General features: G+C 74.3%; 1 protein-coding gene. It reads right to left on the minus strand.

Annotation, left to right across the window (positions count from 1 at the left end):
• Positions 1-592 (minus strand): zinc-binding dehydrogenase (locus WCD41_RS31040; protein ID WP_337719127.1); only part of this gene is annotated, 592 nt, incomplete at both ends.

Consider the following 592-nt stretch of genomic DNA (forward strand, 5'->3'; position numbering starts at 1 on the left):
AGCAGCGGTGGGATCACCGAGCGGTGGGGACAGTTGCCGAGGTGGACGGTGAGGTTGCGGTTCATCGCCGAGCCGATGGGGAAGGCGTCGAAGCCGGGTGGGTAGACCCCGATCACGCCGATCGTGCCGGCCTTCGCGACGGCGTCCACCGCCCAGCGCGCGGCCTGGGACGGTCGGGTGCCGTGCCGCCAGGTGAGCTCGCCGCCCTGCGAGGCCTCGCGCTGCTCCTCCTCGGACGCCTCACCGGACGGCGGGGGGTAGGCGTCGACGCCGACGGCGTCGATGACCCGGTCCGGGCCCACGCCGTTGGTCAGATCGCGCAGGGCCTCCACCGGGTCCTCGGCGGAGAAGTCGACGGGTTCGGCGTGCTGGCCGCGGGCCAGCTCGAGCCGGTCGTGGACCTGGTCGACGGCGAGGACGCGGCCGGCGCCGAGCTTCCAGGCCGAGGCGATGGCGAGCTGTCCGACCGGGCCGGCCCCGAACACGGCGACGGTGTCGCCGCGGCCGACCTCGGCCAGGCGAGCGCCGTACCAGCCGGTGGGGAACACGTCGGAGCAGACGATGGCCTGCTCGTCGATGACCTCGTCGGGGA

Origin of the sequence: Actinomycetospora aeridis, from assembly GCF_037400275.1 — a bacterium.
GTDB classification, from domain to species: Bacteria; Actinomycetota; Actinomycetes; order Mycobacteriales; family Pseudonocardiaceae; genus Actinomycetospora; species Actinomycetospora aeridis.